The organism is Methanopyrus sp. (assembly GCF_053997775.1).
In genome coordinates this window covers 1-2587 of sequence record NZ_JBMXXF010000046.1, presented here as the reverse complement: position 1 = coordinate 2587, position 2587 = coordinate 1, and the positions used below count along the sequence as shown (strand labels likewise).

Annotated in this window: 1 protein-coding gene; it reads left to right on the top strand. The window is 70.6% G+C overall.

Going from position 1 to position 2587, the window contains the following annotated elements; genetic code table 11:
• Positions 1-1147: 1147 nt before the first annotated feature.
• The gene (locus ACXJJV_RS06065) at positions 1148-1324 is read left to right on the top strand and encodes a hypothetical protein (protein WP_456467292.1); all 177 of its coding nucleotides are present in this window, start codon (positions 1148-1150) and stop codon (positions 1322-1324) included.
• Positions 1325-2587: the final 1263 nt, after the last annotated feature.

The following is a 2587-nucleotide window of genomic DNA, read 5'->3' as shown; positions in this document are numbered from 1 at the left end:
GGTGAGTGGCGGTCAGGGCCGGGTGGTGGGCAAGCCGGTGAGCGCGCGCGTGCGGTCCTTGGGCGGTGGCGGCGGCAAGGGCGGCCCGATAATCCCGATCATCCCACCCGCCCGACGCCGCCGGCGGGCGACGGCTTGATCCCGGGCTTCTTTCCCCGTGGGAATCGTTACGAGGTTTGTAACGATTTGGGAGACCGGTTGGATGCGATCCGGGGCCTCTCTCCCGGTGGGGAGGCCGGGTCCGGAGCCCCGACGGCCGAGGTTCCTGAGATGACCGGTCGGGATGGACGGTCCGTACCCTTGGGCGGATCGTGCGGTCGCGGTCCCGGTCCGGTTCCTCGCTCTCGGCCGCCCCGGGGTGCGCTCCGGTGCTCGCTTGATCGGGAGCGACGGTCGCCCGGGGCCGGCCGGGGAGGGTCGTCGGGTCTGGGTGGTGATCGGACCCGTCTTCCCGCACCGCCGGGCGGTGAGGGGTCGGCCCGGTCCCCCGTGCGGCTCGCGTTCGTCCGTGGGCTCGTAGCGTGGGTTGGTCGCCGGGTTGACTGACGCGCTGTGGTCCGACCTCTGCGCGATGAGTATCGGCCCCTCTCCGGTGTGGAGGGGAGCCGATCGATGTTGGCCCTATTCACACCCCCCGGCCGCCTCCGGTTGGCCGGGTCGTTGGGGCCGGTCCTTGTCGTCGGAGGGCCGGCGCTTGGGGGTGACTCTAGGTGCCGACGTTCGCCCGCGTTCGGCGCGGGCTTGGGCCGGTGGCCGGGTTCAAGCCGCTCGGCGGGTTCCGGAGGCGTCTGGGACGGTCGGGGAGGGCGAATCCTTTGGTCTCCTTGGGGTGCTGGTCGTCGGAGGGTTTCCGTGGGGCGTGTCGGAAGGCGCTCGAGTAAGGTCCTGGGGACGCGGGGCACGCCCTGCGTTCAGGTGGTGCTGGACCGCGAGCCTGGACGTGGGCTTCAGATGGTTGACTGGAGGCTGGGTTGGCGGCGCTGGATGCCGATGGGGTGCGAACCGTGCAGGCTCCTTTTCGCCGCGCGGTCACGGCGGGTTGGGGGAGGGTCCGGGACCCGGTCATCGTGGTAGGCTAGGGGCTCCCTCTTTGGGGATACCCTATCGGGCCCGCTTTGGGGTCCCGGTACGGGCGGCGGATGCCCTCGTGGTCGTGCTCGGGCAGGTACCCGCCGTACCCCTCGCGGGATCCGACTCTGGGATGGCCACCGGGGCCTTCGGGTCCGAGACCATGGATACGACGATCTCGCCGCGGTTCCTGGGCCTTTTCAGGCCCTTGGCGGTTGTGTTCGCGCTCGTGATCGCCATGATGTTGTCCGTGTAGCGGGCCTTGGTGTGGACGCCGAGCCCCCTCCGGACGTCCTCGCGAGCGACTCGGACCTCGGGCCTAACCTCGGCCCGTGACTCGAGACTTCCTCGCTCACCCTGCCCGAGGTGGGGTCGGGGTCCTGAACCGGTGGCCTTCGGCACTCGGCCCGGAGCCGCCTGGCCCCGCGCCGAGCCTCTCCATCGCGTGGTTCCGCTCGGTCCGTACGAGGCCGGGAAGGGGTCGAGGCGCGTCGGTCGGTGAACGCGCTGCCGGCGGTCTTCGGGCCTCCCTGCCCGCACACCTTGCCCACGATCGTTGGGGCGCCGGACGGGTGCACGATGTCGAAGCGGCTTCCATCTTGTCCGGACCCATCGGGCCGGTACCCGTCCTTGAGTGGGGGCTTGACCTCCTCCGGCACGAGGTCTATGGGGCTTTTCATGGGAGCTCCTTCGCCGGGACGGGGTGGCGCTCCGTGGGTCTCGGTGCGGCGGGCGTGGAGGGGGTCCGGTGCGAGCCCGTGCGGGGAATCGCCCGTTCAACCCTCGTACCTCGATCGACCGGCGGGTTCGCGCGGCGGTCTCCCGGTGTTGTCCTCGGCCCCCGGGATCGGACCTTGGAGCCGGGGACTCAGGGGACGGGCGCCGGAGCCGACGCGTGGGCCGGGTTCCCGGGAGGTCCCGGAGCGGTCGGCTCGGTCGGGGGGTTGTGGGTCGACCGGTCCGCGCTAGGTGGGCGGCGGTGAGGTGGAGGTCAAGGGTCCCCGGCTCGGGACGGTGGTGGAGGGCTCACCGCGCTCCTCGCGCCCGCCCTAACCGGGCGGGGGATTCGTTACGAGACTCGTAACGATTCGGCGGTCGGAGGGGACGGGAACGCCTCCCTCGCCGCGCGCTTCTCCATCCCTACATAGCGAGCTTATCGCATAAGTTGATTGCTGGACTGATCGGGCGGTGATCCGTCGGCGGTCCGTCTTTGCACCGTGGAACCCGCCCGGGCCGGGCTTTTCGTCAGAAAAGGAAGCTCTTCGGTTTCCCGATCGGGTTCCGTTATTTGGACCGCAACGATTGGCGGGCGACTGCTCCGGAACGTAATTCACGGGTCGGTGGGTGGTGCGCTCGGGGGGCGTTGGTTGCGGGTCGTCCCGGCGGACGAGCTGGAGGAGTGGTTGACGGAGCGGTTGGAGGAGTTCGTGGGGGAGGTGGGCGAGTACTCGATCGCGCTCGCGTGCGCGTTCTCGAGGCGGGTGGGGAGTGGGCTGCCGGCGAGTGACCTCGTCGCAGC